At 73.0% G+C, this 16432-nt stretch carries 14 protein-coding genes and 1 riboswitch; of the genes, 8 read left to right on the forward strand and 6 right to left on the reverse strand.

Features of this window, described 5'->3' with window-relative positions; all coding sequences use genetic code 11:
* From OG871_RS23640 to rsrA, 3 genes are all read left to right on the forward strand, one after another.
* Positions 1 to 636 (forward strand): alpha/beta family hydrolase, encoded by a 636-nt coding sequence (locus OG871_RS23640; protein WP_371499006.1) that lies wholly within the window; start codon positions 1 to 3, stop codon positions 634 to 636.
* A 300-nt stretch (positions 637 to 936) separates the two neighbouring features.
* Positions 937 to 1650, forward strand: coding sequence for a sigma-70 family RNA polymerase sigma factor (locus tag OG871_RS23645; protein ID WP_371503399.1), 714 nt, complete (start codon positions 937 to 939; stop codon positions 1648 to 1650).
* Positions 1647 to 1985 carry a mycothiol system anti-sigma-R factor gene (rsrA, locus tag OG871_RS23650; RefSeq protein ID WP_371499008.1) on the forward strand — a complete coding sequence of 113 codons (339 nt, stop codon included), beginning with the start codon at positions 1647 to 1649 and terminating at the stop codon, positions 1983 to 1985. The genes OG871_RS23645 and rsrA overlap by 4 nt, the downstream gene beginning before the upstream one ends.
* Before the next feature lie 96 nt (positions 1986 to 2081).
* On the opposite strand, the gene OG871_RS23655 is transcribed toward rsrA, so the two are convergent.
* Positions 2082 to 3380 (reverse strand): carbohydrate-binding protein, encoded by a 1299-nt coding sequence (locus tag OG871_RS23655; protein WP_371499009.1) that lies wholly within the window; start codon positions 3378 to 3380, stop codon positions 2082 to 2084.
* A gap of 338 nt (positions 3381 to 3718) precedes the next feature.
* Between OG871_RS23655 and OG871_RS23660 the strand changes: the two genes are divergently transcribed.
* The 4 genes from OG871_RS23660 (at position 3719) to def (ending at position 8371) form a co-directional block, all read left to right on the forward strand.
* The gene (locus OG871_RS23660; RefSeq protein ID WP_371499011.1) at positions 3719 to 5206 is read left to right on the forward strand and encodes an HD-GYP domain-containing protein; all 1488 of its coding nucleotides are present in this window, start codon (positions 3719 to 3721) and stop codon (positions 5204 to 5206) included.
* Positions 5203 to 6534, forward strand: a complete 1332-nt coding sequence (locus tag OG871_RS23665) for an HD-GYP domain-containing protein (protein ID WP_371499013.1) — start codon at positions 5203 to 5205, stop codon at positions 6532 to 6534. The genes OG871_RS23660 and OG871_RS23665 overlap by 4 nt, the downstream gene beginning before the upstream one ends.
* 106 nt (positions 6535 to 6640) lie before the next feature.
* Positions 6641 to 7630 carry a tetratricopeptide repeat protein gene (locus OG871_RS23670; protein WP_371499015.1) on the forward strand — a complete coding sequence of 330 codons (990 nt, stop codon included), beginning with the start codon at positions 6641 to 6643 and terminating at the stop codon, positions 7628 to 7630.
* Positions 7631 to 7738: 108 nt separating this feature from the next.
* Positions 7739 to 8371, forward strand: a complete 633-nt coding sequence (def, locus tag OG871_RS23675; RefSeq protein WP_371499017.1) for a peptide deformylase — start codon at positions 7739 to 7741, stop codon at positions 8369 to 8371.
* A gap of 95 nt (positions 8372 to 8466) precedes the next feature.
* Here def and OG871_RS23680 read toward each other — a convergent pair whose 3' ends face one another.
* The 4 genes from OG871_RS23680 to OG871_RS23695 all read right to left on the reverse strand — a co-directional run bounded on the left by OG871_RS23680 (position 8467) and on the right by OG871_RS23695 (position 14234).
* Positions 8467 to 9801: an acyltransferase family protein gene (locus tag OG871_RS23680; protein WP_371499019.1), complete on the reverse strand. Its 1335-nt coding sequence runs from the start codon at positions 9799 to 9801 to the stop codon at positions 8467 to 8469.
* A gap of 104 nt (positions 9802 to 9905) precedes the next feature.
* Positions 9906 to 10901 carry a ribonucleotide-diphosphate reductase subunit beta gene (locus OG871_RS23685; protein WP_371503400.1) on the reverse strand — a complete coding sequence of 332 codons (996 nt, stop codon included), beginning with the start codon at positions 10899 to 10901 and terminating at the stop codon, positions 9906 to 9908.
* 20 nt (positions 10902 to 10921) lie between these two features.
* Positions 10922 to 13246 carry a ribonucleoside-diphosphate reductase subunit alpha gene (locus OG871_RS23690; RefSeq protein ID WP_371503401.1) on the reverse strand — a complete coding sequence of 775 codons (2325 nt, stop codon included), beginning with the start codon at positions 13244 to 13246 and terminating at the stop codon, positions 10922 to 10924.
* Between the two features lie 268 nt (positions 13247 to 13514).
* Positions 13515 to 13657: riboswitch (cobalamin riboswitch) on the reverse strand.
* A 70-nt stretch (positions 13658 to 13727) separates the two neighbouring features.
* A complete protein-coding gene (locus OG871_RS23695) occupies positions 13728 to 14234 on the reverse strand; it encodes a GNAT family N-acetyltransferase (protein WP_371499021.1) in 507 nt (168 codons plus the stop codon).
* 308 nt (positions 14235 to 14542) lie between these two features.
* Here OG871_RS23695 and OG871_RS23700 point away from each other — a divergent pair, with 308 nt between their 5' ends.
* A complete protein-coding gene (locus OG871_RS23700) occupies positions 14543 to 15517 on the forward strand; it encodes a helix-turn-helix domain-containing protein (RefSeq protein ID WP_371499023.1) in 975 nt (324 codons plus the stop codon).
* A gap of 18 nt (positions 15518 to 15535) precedes the next feature.
* On the opposite strand, the gene OG871_RS23705 is transcribed toward OG871_RS23700, so the two are convergent.
* Entirely contained in the window at positions 15536 to 16279 is a 744-nt protein-coding gene (locus OG871_RS23705; RefSeq protein ID WP_371499025.1) for a histidine phosphatase family protein, read from the reverse strand.
* Positions 16280 to 16432: the final 153 nt, after the last annotated feature.

Consider the following 16432-nt stretch of genomic DNA (forward strand, 5'->3'; position numbering starts at 1 on the left):
GTGCAGACCCTGGTCACCACCCCCGCCGGCGACGCCCGGATCACCCGGTACGAGACCGCCGGCCGGCCCCGGGCCCGGCTCGCCCTCGGACACGGCGCCGGCGGCGGCGTCGAGGCGCTGGACCTGCAGGCGCTGGCCGCCGCGCTGCCGCCGCTCGGCTTCGCCGTCGCCCTGGTCGAGCAGCCCTGGCGGGTGGCCGGGAAGAGGCTGGCCCCCGCCCCGAAGACGCTCGACGCGGGCTGGCTTCCGGTGGTGCCGGAGCTGGCGCAGGACGGCGTGCCGCTGTTCGTCGGCGGGCGCAGCGCGGGCGCCCGGGTGGCCTGCCGGACCGGGCGGGACAGCGGCGCCGCGGGGGTGCTCGCGCTGTCCTTCCCGCTGCACCCGCCGGGCCGGCCGGAGAAGAGCCGGGCCGACGAACTGCTGGGCACCGCTCTGCCCACGCTGGTGGTGCAGGGCGGCGCGGACACCTTCGGCACGCCCGGGGAGTTCCCGGTGCTGCCGGCCACCCACGAGCTGGTCGAGGTGCCGGGGGCGGGCCACGGCTTCAAGGTGCCCAAGCGGGCCGCGCTCGGGCAGCAGGAGGTGTCGGCCCTGATCACCGCCGCGGTCGGCGACTGGCTGTCCGCCCGCACCTGAGCCCGGCGACTGCCTGCCAACGCCCGACTCCGGTCGGGAATGCGGGACGGTGTCCGATGGTTGACCCCACCGTCAGCAGAGTCCCGGTGGAAGGTGGCGCAGCACATGGGTTCGATCGCGTGCCCCGAGCGGCCGGAGGAGCGAGCGGTGGCCAACACGCTCGTACCCGACTGGTCGGACTGGCTTGTCGCGGGCGAGAAGCCCGTGAGCCCGATATCCTCCATCTCGGGTCGGCCCGCCGTGGGCCGGGCCCGCAGTGCCGAGGAGGTGGGTCCGGTCGTCGGGACCGATGACGAGTCCGTGTCGGGCGTGGGCGGTCCGAGTGAGGGCCTGCCCGCGGGCGAGGCGCTCACCGGTGACGAGCTGGCCGAGGCGATCGGTGAGGACACCTTCCGGGTCTCCGCGGACGAGAGCGAGGAGTCGCGGCGCGAGCGCTTCGAGCGCGACGCGCTGATGTACCTCGATCCGATGTACTCGGCGGCGCTGCGGATGACCCGCAACCCGGCCGACGCGGAGGACCTGCTGCAGGAAGCATTCGCCAAGGCGTACGCGTCCTTCCACCAGTTCCGCGAGGGCACCAACCTCAAGGCGTGGCTGTACCGCATCCTCACCAACACGTTCATCAACTCGTACCGCAAGAAGCAGCGCGAACCCCAGCGCACCGCGGCGGAGGAGATCGAGGACTGGCAGCTGGCCCGGGCCGAGTCGCACATGTCGACCGGTCTGCGCTCGGCCGAGGCGCAGGCGCTCGACCACCTGCCCGACAGCGATGTGAAGGACGCCCTCCAGGCGATCCCGGAGGAATTCCGCATCGCCGTCTATCTGGCGGACGTCGAGGGCTTTGCCTACAAGGAGATCGCGGACATCATGGGTACACCCATCGGTACGGTGATGTCCCGACTGCACCGGGGCCGTCGCCAGTTGCGCGGCATGCTGGAGGACTACGCCCGTGACCGCGGGCTGGTCCCGGCGGGCAGTGGAGCAGGTCAGGAAGCGAAGGGCGCGGGCTCATGAGCTGCGGCGATCCGCACGACACCGAGTGTGGCGAGGTGCTCGACCACCTCTACGAATTTCTCGACAACGAGATGGCCGAAGGCGACTGCGCCAAGCTGCGGGTGCACTTCGAGGAGTGCTCGCCCTGCCTGGAGAAGTACGGTCTCGAACAGGCCATCAAGGCGTTGATCAAGCGGTCCTGCGGCTGTGACGACACCCCGGCCGATCTGCGCACCAAGGTGCTGGCCCGGATCGACTCGATCCGGACCGGGCAGCGTTCGGCGGCGGCCGCCGCGAAGTCCGCCGACGGGCCGCCGGCCGGGCAGGGCGCCCCGGCCGCGGCCACCGCGGAGTAGCACCGCGCCGCAGCGAGCCTCGCGACCGCGCGGGCCGGCCCCGGATGCCCCGGGGCCGGCCCGCGCGGCCTTTCGGTACGTCAGCGGGCCGTTCCCTCAGCAGGGGCCGTCGTCGGCCCAGACGCCCCACTGGCCGCTGGCGGTCGGGACCTCGTTCAGGGTCCACCACTTGGCGTGGTAGTTGTGGCCCTGGTACGAGACCTTGTTGCCGTTGGTGTAGGTGGTGGTGGCGCTCCACGGGGGCTGGGTGCAGGTGCCGGAGCTCGGGCTGGGGCTCGGGCTCGGGCTGCCGGGCGGCGGGCTGGTCGGCGGAGTCGTGGGCGGTGTGGTGGGCGGCGTCGCTCCGGCGAAGCGGACGGTGAACTTGGTGAAGTCCCAGTCGTTCTGGGCCACGCTGGAGCAGGAGCCGGAGAGGCCGGGGTCGACCGTCCCGGCGCACTGACGGTCCCGGTTGACGGACCAGTAGGTGTAGCGGGCCAGCTTGTGCGCGGTGGCGAAGTCGAGCACGGTCTGGAAGTCGGCCTGCCGGAAGTACTCGGCGGCGTCGGTGCGTCCGTTCATCAGGGAGACGCCCTCGTGGGCGTAGGCGGTGGCCTCGCTCCAGCCGAAGGTGGTCTGCAGGATCTGATTGAACTTCACCAGCGCGTCGGTCTGCGCGGTGGCGCCGTTGAACCCGCCGTCGAACGGCATGATCGAGTAGTTGTTCGGGGTGAAGCCCTGGGACTTGGCCTCGTTCAGCATCTGCGTCCCGAACCAGCCGGTGCCCGCGTTGGTGCCGGCCGTGGTGATCGAGATGTACAGGCCGGGGTTGTCCCGCTGAAGGATCCTCGCGGCGCCGATCTCGTTGTGGATGGCCGCCGCGTTCTCGTACTCGGGCTCCTCCAGGTCGAAGTCGATCGCCTTCAGCTGGTACTTGGTGATCACCTTCTGGTAGCCGGCCGCGGTCGCCTCCGGGGTGCCACAGCTCTGGCCGAGCTTGTTGCCGCCGTAGCCGCCGACCGAGACCGAGACGTCGCCGCCCTTGCCGCGGATCTTCTGGATGACGGCCGGCATCACGGTGTCGGTGTCGATCGAGGAGGTGCCGCCCCAGGCGGGCCGACAGCCGCCCGCGTCCAGGATGAAGGCCAGCTGGAAGGCCTTCTGGCCGGTCGCGTCCATCACGGCGGCCGGATCCGGCGGGCTGTTGTCCTCGGGCATCAGGTACGGGGCCGAGGCGTACCAGTTGCTGCCCAGGGCGTCGGTGGCGCCGAGCGCGGCGACCGCGTCGGAGCTGCCGGTCAGGGCGGCGACGCCGCCGGCCAGCAGCGCGAGCGCGGCGGTGGCGGCGGCGGCCAGGGTGCCGCGCCGGCGGCGGTGCCGGCGGGGCGCGGGGGAGCGGAGCTGGGTTCGTTCCATGCGGGAACCTCTCCGGGGCAGGGGTGTGGGGGACCGCACGAGCGCGGTGGGGCCCGGGGGTGGACGGCGCTGTACGCGGGAGCGCGGTGCGGGGAGCACGACCCGGGTGCGGGCCGGTCTGCTCCATAAAATGGACTGGACCACCTGTGGGGGTCAAGGGCCCGGCGAAGGCTTGGGACGCATTTAAGGTCCGGGGCGGCCGCCGTGGCGTATTCGGCTCCGCGGACCGGCGTTTCACTCGTTCGGGTGAGCTGTCGCTGCCCCGACAGCGGCAATCCGCCATCGTGCGTCGCAGCCCTCGGGTCGCGCCCTATTCTCCTGACTGGCCCTCACGTCCGGTGGGCAGAGCACGGGGTGGGGAGGCCGGTATCGCCAGTGTTCGCGACGGTGCGGCCCTGCCGCGCGCGATGGCCGGCTGCGTCGCCGGCGTCCTCCTCGCCGCCGTCTGCTGCCTGCTCCCGCTGGTGCTCCCCACGGCCGCGGGCTGGCTCGGCGGGCCGGTCGACCTCCGGCGGCTGGCGCCGCTCGCGCTGCTGCACCTGTGCCTGGAATCGCTCGCCCAGGGGCTGCCCACGCCCTGCACCCGGATCTGGCGGCGCCTGCTCGGCCGCCGACCCGTCAGGACCGAACCGGCCGGGCGCCCGGGCAGCAGCTTCTTCCCGGTGCTGTTCGCCGGAGTCCTGATGCTGCCCCCGGCCGCCGCCGCGCTGGTCGCCGTCCCGGCCGCGCTGATCGGGCCGCTCGGGCAGCCCGGAGCGGTGCGCCGGCTGTGGAACGCCTCCCAGCTCGCCCTCGCCGCGTTCGCCGCCGCCGCGGTCTTCCACCTGCTCGGCGGGCCGCGGCTGCTGCTCGGCTCCCGCTTCCCCGGCGCCGCGCTCGGCGCACTCGCCGCCGTGCTGGTGTTCTGCCTGGTCAACGGCGTTCTGGTGGGCACCGTCCGCCGGCTCGCCGGTGCCGGTCCGGCCGTCGGGACGGTCCGCGCCCTGTGGAACTGCCTGCTGCCCGCACTGCTGCACGGGGCCGGCGGCCTGATGGTCGCGATCCTGTGGCAGGGCCCGTACGGCGCGCTGGCCGTGCTGCTCGCGCTGCTGCCGCTGTCCATCTCGGCCTGGGTCTCCGCCCAGGCCCACCGCGAGCAGGCCGCCCACCGGGCGACCGTGCAGGCGCTGGTGCAGGCGGTGGAGATCAAGGACGCCTACACCCGCGGGCACAGCGAGCGGGTCGGCCGGGCCTCGGTGCTGATCGCCCGCCAGCTCGGCATGGCGGAGGACCGGATCCGGACCCTGCACTTCGCCGGCACCCTGCACGACGTCGGCAAGCTCGCGGTCGCCACCGAACTGCTGCGGCGCAACGGCCCGCTCTCCGAGGCCGAGCGCAGGGCGATCGAGGTGCACCCGGTGGCCGGCCACGAGCTGGTCCGCGAGCTCGCGTTCCTCGGCGAGGCCCGGGACGGCATCCTGCACCACCACGAGCGGCTGGACGGCCGCGGCTACCCGGACGGGCTCGCGGGCACCCGGATCCCGGAGTTCGCCCGGATCATCTCGGTCGCGGACGCCTTCGACTCGATGACCTCCACCCGCTCCTACCGGCGCGGCCGCCCGGTCGGCGAGGCGGTGGCCGAGCTGGGCCGCTGCGCGGGCAGCCAGTTCGACCCGGTGATGGTGCGGGCCCTGGTCCGCGCCCTGGCCGAGCACGACTGGCAGGTCGAGCCGCCCCCGCCCGGTGGCTGGGACGGCGAGGTGCCGGACATCCCGCTCGGCGTGCCCGAGCCCGCCCGCCGGAGCCCGGCCAAGGGCGCCGGCGTCGCCTTCGGCGGCCCGCCGTGACCGGGACGGCGCCCGTGGTGGTCTACGGCGCGGCCGCCGGGCTGTTCGGCGCGGGGGTGCTGCACTCACTCGCCCACGGCCTGGCCGAGCCGGCCGTGGCACTGGCCTTCGTCGGGCTGATCGCGTTCGGCGAGTGCGTGAGGGTGATCCTGCCGGGCGACCGCGACCAGGCGCCGGTCGGCACCGCCGCCGCCCTCGCGTACGCGCTGCTCGGCCCACTGCGCGGCCTGCCCACCTCGCACGGCACCCTGCAGGTGGTGGCGGTGGTCGGGCTCGGCACCCTGGCGGGCGCACTGCTGCGGCGGGCGGCCGGCGGCGGACTGCGGCCCCGGGGACTCCTCCCCCCGGCGCTCGCCGCCCGGGCCGACGCCGCGGCCAGGCGGCTGCTCACCGCGGCGTTCGCGGCCGTGCTGTTCCAGCCGCTGTACACCAGCGGGGCGATCGACCGGATGCCGCTGACCGGCCCCGGCTACGGGGTGTTCGTGATCGCGGTCGCCGTCCTGGCCGCGCTCTGCGACGCCGCCCTGGCCGCCGTACTGCACCGGGCCAGGACGGGGGCGCGGTTCGCCATGGCGCTGGAGGACGAGCTGCGCTCGCTGGCCGGGATCGGCTCCGCGATCGTGGCCACCGGGATGCTGCTCAGCCTGCTGGCGGGCGAGGTCGGGCTGTGGGCGCTGCCGCTGTTCTGCGCGCCGCTGCTGCTTGCCCGGGCCGCGTTCCGGCGGGCGGCCGCGGCCCGGGCCACCACCGGACAGACCATCGAGACGCTGGCCAGGGCCACCGAGGTGGCCGGCTACACCACCCCCGGCCACGCCCGGCGGGTCGCCGACACCGCCTGCGCGCTCGGCCGCGAGCTCGGCCTCGGCACCCGGGAGCTCGCCCTGCTGGAGTACGCCGCGCTGATGCACGACATCGGCCAGCTCTCGCTGGTCGAGCCGGTGCCCGGCGGCGCCACCGCGCTGCTGCCCGCCGAGGAGCAGCAGCGGATCGCGCGCCTCGGCAGCGAGGTGATCCGGCGGACCGGGGTGCCCCGGCAGGTCTGGCAGCAGGTCGCCAGGCTGGCCGACCCCGGACGGCTGCCGGACGGCCGGCCGGACCGCTCGCTCCCGGTCGCCGCCCGGATCATCCAGGTGGCCAACGCGCACGACGACCTGCTGACCGCGGCCCGCAGCGCGGGCCTGCCGGAGATGGCCGGGCGGTTGCAGGCACTGGAACGGCTCCGGCTGGAACGCGGCCGGGCCTACGACCCGGTCGTGCTGGACGCCCTGGCCAGAGTGGGTGGCCAGGTGCCGGGCGGCTCCGGCGCCGACGAGGCCGGACCGGACTGAACGGCCGCGCAGGGAGCGCTCGCCAGGGGTGGCGTGGTTGGATGCGGTCGTGGCGGGAACACCCGAGGCGGGGCGACCCGGCGGACGACAACGGCAGGGACGGAACGTGAGGATCTTCCACCGCGCACGGCACCGGCCGTCTGCCACCTGGCGGCAGACGACCGACCGGGCCTTCACGCTGATCGGCGACGGCCGGTACGAGGACGCGGGCGCCCTGCTGGTGATGGCCGCGGACCTGGAGCCGTGGCTGTCCGACTCCTGGTTCAACCTCGCCCTGCTGCACAAGTTCCGCCGGGACTGGGAGCAGTCCCGCGCCGCGGGACTGCGCGCCGTCGCCCTGCTGGACCGCGGCCAGGGCGCCCCGGACTGGTGGAACCTCGGCATCACCGCCACCGCGCTGCAGGACTGGCCGCTGGCCCGCCGCGCCTGGCAGGCGTACGGTCTGAAGCTGCCCGGCGGGCCGGCCGCGGCCGCCGACGGCACGATCGAGCTGGACCTCGGCACCACCCCGGTCCGGCTCTCCCCGGACGGCGAGTCCGAGGTGGTCTGGGGCCGCCGGCTCGACCCGGCCCGGATCGAGGTGCTCTCCATCCCGCTGCCGTCCTCCGGCCGCCGCTGGGGCGAGGTGGTGCTGCACGACGGCGCCCCGCACGGCGAGCGGGTCGCGGACGGCGTGGCGTACCCGGTCTTCGACGAGATCGAGCTCTGGGCGCCCTCCCCGGTGCCGACCCACGTGGTGCTGCTCCAGGCGGCCACCGCCGGCGACCGGGACGCCCTGGAGCGCCTGGTCTCGGACGCCGGCTACGCGGCCGAGGACTGGACCTCCTCGGTGCGGCTGCTCTGCCGGGCGTGCTCGGAGAGCCGGATGGCGATCGACGACGGCCGCACCGTGCACCACGACCCGCACGACGACGGGGACGCCTTCCACCCCGGCCACCTGAGCCACCTGAGCCAGGGCAGCGCCGGACTGGCCTGGCTGGTCGAGCGGGAGTGCGGCATCGCCGCGCCCTCGGCCCTGGTGCGGATCCTGCTGGAGCGCTGGGTGGCCGGCTCGCCCGCCACCCGGGCGTACCGGGATCTCGAAGAGGTCTGCTGAGAGGGCTTCGCGGGCGAGGGCCGGTCTCGGGGGAGTAAGGACCATCGGGGTGACGGGGGCCGTACCCTTGAGCGGTACATCTGTAGATCCACGAAAGCGGAAGCGACCATGGCGGACCAGCACGACCACGAGCACGACCACGAGCACGACCACGACGAGCCCGAGGCCCAGCAGGTGATCGGGGAGGTGCCCGACCTCTCCAAGGGCACCGCCCGTCCGATCACCGTGGTCGGCAACCCCGTCCTGCACCGCGAGTGCAAGGACGTCACGTCCTTCGACGCCGAGCTCTCGGCGCTGATCGACGACATGTTCGTGTCGATGGAGGCCGCCCAGGGCGTCGGCCTGGCGGCCAATCAGATCGGCGTGGACCTCAAGGTCTTCGTCTACGACTGCCCGGACGACAAGGGCGTGCGCCACATCGGACACATCGTCAACCCGGTGCTGGAGGAGCTGCCGGCCGGCCGCCGGGCGCTGGACGACTCGGCCGAGGGCTGCCTCTCCGTGCCGACCGCGTACATGGACCTGGCCCGCCCGGACTACGCCGCGGTCACCGGCCAGGACAAGGACGGCAACCCGGTCCGGGTCGAGGGCACCGGTTTCTTCGCCCGCTGCCTGCAGCACGAGACCGACCACCTGTACGGCTACCTGTACATCGACCGGCTCTCCAAGCGCGACCGCAAGGACGCCCTGAAGCAGATGGCCGAGGGCACCGCCCGCTACGCCACCGTGCCGAACGCCTAGACCCCGTCCGGGGCGACCGGGCCCAACCGGCCGCCGCCCGAACGCGAAGGCCGGTGTGCGCGACGCACACCGGCCTTCGCCGTCGCGCCCGGAGGTCAGACCGACCGGGCGCCGAGCTTCTCGACCCGCTTGGTCACCCGGTGGCCGAGCCGCTGGAACGGCTGCTCGACCAGACGGAACGTCAGGTGGCTCAGCAGGACCACCGCGACGCAGAACAGGACGCCCAGCCCGACCCGGGCTCCGCTGGACAGGGTCGTCGCGGCGTGCGGGCCGACCAGCCGGAGCAGGACGCAGAGCAGCACGGCGTGCACCAGGTAGATCGAGTAGCTGATCGAGCCGAGCCACGAGAACAGCCGCGGGATCCGGTGGTTGCGCAGGCTGTAGCCGAGAGCGAAGGTGGCCCAGGTGGCGGCCATGGTGATCGGCCACTGCTTCTGCAGGTGGGTCGCGAGGACATCGCCCTCGCCGTACCGGGTGCCGACCCAGACGATGGCGCCGAACGCCAGTGCGCCGGCCACCGCGCACCTGCCCCGGCCGATCTGTCCCTGCTCGGCGCGGTAGAACGCGGTGCCCGCGAACATGGTGGCCAGGATCGCCATGCTGAACCAGCCCGTGCGGCTGTTCGCCACCAGCAGGTAGAGCGCGAGAGCGGCGAGCACGAGGGCGCCGCCGACCGCGAGCGGCCTGCGCCGGCTCATCACCAGCAGCAGCCCGACCGCCATCGCCGCGGCGACCAGCACGACCGACCGCCGGATCCAGGCCTGGTCGTGGGTGACGGCGAGCAGCGGGAACACACCGACGGCGGCGACCCCCGCCACCGCGAACGCCACCGAGATCTCGGCGCTGCGGCGGTGCACCCCGAGCACGAAGAGCGCGGCCACCAGGAAGTAGAAGGCCATCTCGTACGAGAGCGTCCACATGACGAAGAGCGCGCCGCCCATGCCGAGGAAGTCGTGCAGCATGGTCAGGTTGCCCAGCGCGGCGAGGGCCGGATGCTCGGTGGCGAAACCGTTGACCGGCGACAGCGTCCGGTAGGCGCCGAGCTTCCACACCAGGACGCCGACGCCGACCACGACCAGGCACAGCGGGTAGATCCGGAACAGCCGGCTCAGCCAGAAGCCGCGAACGCTGCCCCGCCGCTCCAGCGACGCGGGCACGATGTAGCCGCTGACCAGGAAGAACAGGAAGACGCCGTAGGACCCCAGGTCGAGCCAGTGGCTCGTGCGGGCGAAGACCCCGGGCAGCAGGAACTGGCTGAAGTGCTGGACCACGATCGTCAGGGCCGCCAGCCCGCGCAGCGCGTCCAGCCAGCCGAGGCGGGGCTTGGCCGGGCCCGTTGACCGGGTCGCGGTCTCTGCGGGAGCGGCTTGCGTGGGCGCGGCCTGCGGCGCCGGCGCCTCAGGGGCGGATGGGGGAAAAGTGTGTGACACCCAGGGAGACTAGCGTGCGGGTTCGGGGTGGTCCCGATCGGTGACTGCGCCGATATGCGACTGCCGCCCCGCCGTCATCTACGGCGGGGCGGCGGCCGGCCCTCCTAGAAGTCGTCGTCGAAGGCGACCGAGCCCTCGACCGCGACCTGGTACGCCGAGACCCGGCGCTCGAAGAAGTTGGTCAGCTCCTGCACGTTCTGCAGCTCCATGAACCCGAACGGGTTGCTGGAGCCGTAGCGGATCGGCATCCCGAGCCGGGCCAGGCGCTGGTCGGCGACGGCCTGCAGGTACTCCCTCATCGACTCGGTGTTCATCCCGGGCAGGCCCTCGCCGCACAGGTCACGGGCGAACTGGAGCTCCGCCTCGACGGCCTCCTCCAGCATCTCGGTGACCTGCTTGGCCATCTCGTCGTCGAAGAGGTCGGGCTCCTCCGAGCGGACGGTGTCCACCACCGAGAAGGCGAAGTCCATGTGCATGGACTCGTCCCGGAACACCCAGTTGGTGCCGGTGGCCAGGCCGTGCAGCAGACCGCGGCTGCGGAACCAGTACACGTACGCGAAGGCGCCGTAGAAGAACAGGCCCTCGACGCAGGCCGCGAAGCAGATCAGGTTCAGCAGGAACGCGCGGCGGTCCTCCTTGGTCTGCAGCGAGTCCAGGTGGTCGACCGCGTTCATGTACTTGAAGCAGAACTGCGCCTTCTGGTGGATGGAGGGGATGTTCTCCACCGCGTCGAAGGCCGCCGCACGGTCCTCGGGGTCGGGCAGGTAGGTGTCGAGCAGCGTCAGGTAGAACTGGACGTGCACGGCCTCCTCGAACAGCTGCCGGGACAGGTAGAGCCGGGCCTCGGGGGAGTTGATGTGCTTGTAGAGGCTCAGCACCACGTTGTTGGCGACGATCGAGTCACCGGTGGCGAAGAAGGCGACCAGCCGGCCGATCATGTGCCGCTCGCCCTCGCTCAGCTTGGCGAGGTCGGCGACGTCGGAGTGCAGGTCCACCTCCTCCACGGTCCAGGTGTTCTTGATCGCGTCCCGGTACCGGTCGTAGAACGACGGGTAGCGCATCGGACGCAGCGTCAGCTCGAACCCGGGGTCGAGCAGCATCTTGTCGCGATCGGCGGAACTCACTGGCAGGCCTCGCAGGACTCGGGGTTCTCCAGGGAGCAGGCGAGTGCCGCCTCCTCCTCCGGGGAGAGGGTCGGGGTGGGCACCGGGACGGCGGTGCGGGCGGCGCCGGACGCGGCCTGGGCGATCCGGGTGGCCGGGCGGGAGCGCAGGTAGTAGGTGGTCTTCAGACCCACCTTCCACGCGTACGCGTACATCGAGCTGAGCTTGCCGATGGTCGGCGCGGCCATGAACAGGTTCAGCGACTGGCTCTGGTCGATGTACGGCTGCCGGGCGGCGGCCAGGTCGATCAGCGCACGCTGCGGGAGCTCCCACGCGGTGCGGTAGAGCGAACGCACGCCGGCGGGCAGCCAGTTCAGCTCCTGGACGGAGCCGTTGGCCTCGCGCAGCGCGTCCCGGGTCTGCTGGTCCCAGACGCCGAGCTCCTTGAGCTCGCGCACCAGGTACGGGTTGACCTGGAGGAACTCGCCGGAGAGGGTCTCGCGCTTGAACAGGTTGGAGACCTGCGGCTCGATGCACTCGTAGACACCGGCGATCGAGGCGATGGTCGCGGTCGGCGCGATCGCCAGCAGCAGCGAGTTGCGCAGGCCGGTGGTGGCGATCCGGGCGCGCAGCGCGTCCCAGCGCTCGGTCCACTGCGGGGCGGTGTCGAAGTGGTCGATGTGCAGCTGGCCGCGGGCGGCCCGGGTCTCCGCGTACGCGCTGTGCTGCCCGAACTCCTCGGCCAGCTCGCTGGAGCGCTCGTAGGCGGTGAGCATGATGCGCTCGGCGATCAGCGTGGAGAGCCGCTTGGCCTCGGCGGAGTCGAAGTCGATCCGCAGCTGGAAGAAGACGTCCTGCAGGCCCATCACGCCGAGGCCGACCGGGCGCCAGCGGGAGTTGGACGTCCCGGCCTCGGTGGTCGGGTAGAAGTTGATGTCGATGACCCGGTCCAGGAAGGTCACGGCGGTGCGCACGGTGGCGTCCAGCCGGTCCCAGTCCATGGTGTTCACCAGGTCGGCGACGGAGGCGCCCTCGGCCACGTGGGCGCCGAGGTTGACCGAGCCCAGGTTGCAGACCGCGGTCTCGGAGTCGTCGGTGACCTCGATGATCTCGGTGCACAGGTTCGAGGAGTGCACCGTGCGGCCGGGCAGCGCGGTCTGGTTGGCGGCGCGGTTGGAGGCGTCCTTGAAGGTCATCCAGCCGTTGCCGGTCTGCGCCAGGGTGCGCATCATCCGGGCGTACAGGGTCTGCGCCGGGATGGTGCGGACGGCCTTGCCGGCCTGCTCGGCCTTCAGGTACGCCTCGTCGAAGTCGGCGCCCCACAGGTCGACCAGCTCGGGTACGTCGGCCGGGGAGAACAGCGACCAGTCCGCGTTGGCGTTGACCCGGCGCATGAACTCGTCCGGGATCCAGTGCGCCAGGTTGAGGTTGTGGGTGCGGCGGGCCTCTTCGCCGGTGTTGTCGCGGAGCTCCAGGAACTCCTCGATGTCGGCGTGCCAGGTCTCCAGGTAGACGCAGGCCGCGCCCTTGCGGCGGCCGCCCTGGTTGACGGCGGCGACCGAGGAGTCCAGCGTCCGCAGGAACGGCACGATGCCGTTGGACTTGCCGTTGGTGCCGCGGATCAGGCTGCCGCGCGAGCGGATCCGGCTGTAGGAGAGGCCGATGCCGCCGGCGTGCTTGGACAGCCGGGCGATCTGCGCGTAGCGCGAGTAGATCGAGTCCAGGTTGTCCAGCGGCGAGTCCAGCAGGTAGCAGCTGGACATCTGCGGGTGCTTGGTGCCGGAGTTGAACAGGGTCGGCGAGGAGGGCAGGTAGGAGAGCGCGCTCATCAGCGCGTACAGCTCGGCCACCTCGCGCACCGACTGCTCGCCGTCGCCGACCGCCAGACCGGCCGCGACGCGGAGCAGGAAGTGCTGCGGGGTCTCGATCACCTTGCGGGTGATCGGGTGGCGCAGCAGGTAGCGGGACTGCACGGTGCGCAGGCCGAAGTACTCGAACCGGTCGTCGCCGCCCTGGTCGATCAACGCGTCGAAGGCGTCCGCGTGCTTGGCCACGAAGGCGGCCGTGGTGTCGCCGATCAGGCCCTCGGCGTGGCCGACGGCGATCGAGGCGGAGAACGACACGGCGCCCTGACCGACGGCCTCGTCCGAGATCTCCAGCGCCAGCAGGCGCGCGGCCAGCTTCGAGTACTGGGGGTCCTCGGCGATCATCGACGCGGCGGCCTCCACGGCCAGCCCGCGCAGCTCCGCGAAGTCGGAGCCGGCGTGGCGGCCGCGCAGCGCGGCGGCGGCGACGTGGCCGGGGTCCACCTGGGGGAGGTCGGTGCTGCGGTCGGTGAGCATCCGGAGCAGCGCGGCACCGGGGTCGCTCTCGGCGGCGTTGGGGGCACCACCCGGCCGAAGGCTGGGGGAGGAACCCTGGGACGGCAGGGCGACTGAGGCAGCGACGGTCAAGGCGCACTCTCTCCTGTGGCGGCGGCGGACGAGATCGGCCGGACCGGCTTCAGGCAGGGGGGAGCGGCACGCCGAATCACCAGGCGCGCGTGGTCCCACCCCGGCCCACCCGCGAGGCCCGGACGGTACTGCGGTGCTGCAAGGCATCTGCGGGGAAGCCATGTGGCACACCGTCGGCAGGTCTCGGACTCGCGGGCCCAGGGTGCTGGGCAGCCCGCTCACCGTTGCGGGGCAGTCCCGGATTCACACCGGGTTTCCCTGCGTCGACAGCGAGAGCGAGCATACATGTTGTGGCGGTCTCAGGATGCGGCACCAGATGTAGTGCCGCGTGTCGTGGTCGCTCGACTGCGTGGAGCCACCGGACCGTCCGTCAGAATGTGATCGAATAAACGATCACGTCGATGCCGGGCGCGGGCTCCCAGTCCCGGGCGGGCGTCCGCAGGAACCCGAGTCGTTCGTAGACGCGGTGTGCGGCGGTCATGTGCGGGCGGGTGGAGAAGGCCATCCCGGCCAGTCCCAGTTCCCGGCTGCGCTCCATCGCGGCCCGCACCAGCGCGGTGCCCGCGCCGCGGCCGCGGGCGGCCCGGGCGACCGCGAGCATCCGGATCTCGCCCTCGTGCGGCTCGGCGATGTCGGCCCACGCGTTGCCGCCCGCGGCGAAGGTCACGCAGCCGAGCACGGCGCCGTCCGCGGGGTCGACGGCGACGAGGAGCTCGGCCTCCTCGGCCCGGCGCCGGGCGTCCGCGAGGAGCCCGGCGTAGGGGCTGTCAGGCCTGCTGTGGCCCTCCTTGACGTAGACCTCGACGGTGAGCTCGCCGGCGGCGTCGAGTTCCTCCTCGCGGGCGCGGCGGATGACGAGGTCGGTGTCGGGGTCCATGCCCCAAGTGTGCCGAAGGCCGGGCCGGCGGCCGCGGGCAGGGTGCCGTGCAGGCGGTCCGGAAGGCCGGGGTCGGCCGGGTACCCGCCGGCCCGGTGCCAGTTGTCCCGGCCGTGCCGTCCGGTGCGGTCGAGGTCGCGGCCGACCAGCAGGCCCAGCAGGCCGAAGGTCCCGACCACGCCGGCCAGGACGAGCACGTTCGCAAGGATCGAAGAGGTCATGCCTTCAGCCTGGCCGCTGGGCCGGTGCCGGACGAGTGGCAGAAATGCCTGCTTGCATCGAAATGCTGCCACCGTCATCCTGGAGCCATGCTGACGAACGTGGTGGCCGTGGTGCTGGAGGAGATCCACCCCTTCGAACTGGGCGTGGCCTGCGAGATCTTCGGGCTGGACCGGGCCGACGACGGCCTGCCGGTCTACGACTTCGCGCTCGCCTCGGCCCGCCCCGGCCTGCTGCGCACCCACGCGGGCTTCCGGGTGGAGGTGCCGCACGGAGTGGAGCGGATCGCCGAGGCGGACCTGGTGATCACCGCCGCGACCGGCGTCCAGGAGGAGTTCCCGGCCGAGCTGATCGAGGCGCTGCGGGCCGCGGTGGAGCGTGGCACCCGGGTCCTGTCGATCTGCAGCGGCACCTTCCTGCTCGGCGCGGCCGGCCTGCTCGACGGCCGCCGCTGCACCACCCACTGGCGCCACTCCGACCGGCTCGCCGCACGGTTCCCGCTCACCCGGGTCGAGCCGGACGTGCTGTACGTCGACGAGGACCCGGTGATCACCGCGGCCGGCACCGCCTCGGGCATCGACGCCTGTCTGCACCTGGTCCGCAAGCTGCAGGGCGCCGAGGTGGCCCGGGGGATCGCCCGCCGGATGGTGGTCGCCCCGCACCGCGAGGGCGGCCAGGCGCAGTTCATCGCCCGCCCGCTGCCCGTCGAGGACGGCGACTCGCTGGGCGGGGTGCTCGACTGGATGCGCCGCCACCTGGACCGGGAGAACACCGTCGACGAACTGGCGGCCCGGGCCCACATGTCGCCGCGGACCTTCGCCCGCCGCTTCCACCAGGAGACCGGCACCACGCCGCACCGCTGGCTGACCGGTCAGCGGCTGCTGCTGGCCCAGCGGCTGCTGGAGGGCACCGAGGAGCCGGTCGACGCCGTGGCGGCCCGCTGCGGCTTCGGCAACGCCGCCACGCTGAGGCACCACTTCGGCCGCAGGCTGGGCACCACCCCGCAGGCGTACCGCAGGGCGTTCGCGGGCAGCGGCCCGAACGGCCCGGCGGCCCGGGTGTGACGGCGGCCTTGGGGCCGGTCAGCCCAGGTGCTCGGTGGCGTTCCAGCCCTCGGGGGCCAGCCGGCCCCGGTCGGCCCGCCAGAGGCTGGCGGAGCAGTTGCGCACCGGTTCGAGGGCGAGCAGCTGCGGCTCGGTGAGCCGGTCCAGGATGTAACGGAGCATCAGGACGGTACAGTCGTGGGCGACCACCAGCACCGGCCGGCCGTCCTCCTCCTCGGCCAGGTCGCGCAGCAGGCTGCGCATCCGCAGAGCGACGTCCAGCCAGGACTCGCCGCCCGGCGGCCGGTAGTGCAGCTCGCCCATCCGGCGGCGGCGGACCGCCTCGGCCGGGTGCTCCTTCTCGATGGCCGCCTTGGTGAGCATCTCCAGGATGCCCAGCTCTCTGTCCCGCAGCCGTTCGTCGTAGCGGATCGGCAGGTTGACCGGGACCGCGCCGAGGCCGGAGGCCTGGGCGAGCGCGATCCGGGTGGTCTCGGTGGTGCGCAGGTACGGAGAGGACCAGACACTGCGCGGGCGGTCGGCGGCGGGCAGGGCGGCCCACCAGCGGCCGAGCGCCTGGGCCTGGGCCTGGCCGCGCATGGAGAGCGGGATGTCGGCGTCCCGGCTGGTGATCGGGACGGTCAGCGCCCCGGAGGCGTCGGCGTGGCGGAACTCCACGTTCGCGGTCGACTCACCGTGCCGGGTGGCGATCAGGAGGGAGGGCAGCCGGCTGTCCTCGCTGCGTCCCCGGTGCCCGTTCAGGATGGTGCTGATCTCTGTCATGGCAGTGTCTCCCCGTCTCCCTCGTCTCTGCCTGGGACGAACGGCCCGCCACATAGATCATCGCCCGATATGATCGCGCCGTCGCCTCAAGTGTTGACGGAAGCGACGGCGCGATCACAGGGCGCACGCCGGACTTTCGCGCGCCCCCGATGA

Source organism: Kitasatospora sp. NBC_00374 (assembly GCF_041434935.1).
Classification (GTDB): Bacteria; Actinomycetota; Actinomycetes; order Streptomycetales; family Streptomycetaceae; genus Kitasatospora.